The 286-nt window shown below is 46.5% G+C and carries 1 protein-coding gene; it reads right to left on the reverse strand.

Annotated features, from left to right (window positions below):
- Positions 1 to 4: 4 nt before the first annotated feature.
- Positions 5 to 286: hypothetical protein (locus tag QP415_RS11565; RefSeq protein WP_285100177.1), on the reverse strand; the 282-nt coding region annotated here is incomplete at its 5' end.

Raw genomic sequence — 286 nt, forward strand, 5'->3', positions numbered from 1 at the left:
TTTATTAGCACTCATGATCTTCCATTTCTGCGTCTCGTTCTGCTAGTAAGACGGCGTATGCGCGATCGTAGAAGTTTGCGTTATCGGTTTCGACTTGCACTTGGCTGAATAGTCGGAGTGCGGCATCGCTAGCGCACATGCGATTTTTTTCGATCTCGGTAAGCTGCCTGTGCGTTTCTTTATGATTCTTTACCTTCTGGGGGAGAGCGTTTTTTGCTTTCCGCTCAAGTTTCCGCGTATTAGCAAGGATCTGATTTAGAAGGTCTACTGGGTCATCGAGGAATTT

It is taken from the genome of Pauljensenia sp. UMB3104 (assembly GCF_030217285.1).
GTDB lineage: Bacteria > Actinomycetota > Actinomycetes > Actinomycetales > Actinomycetaceae > Pauljensenia.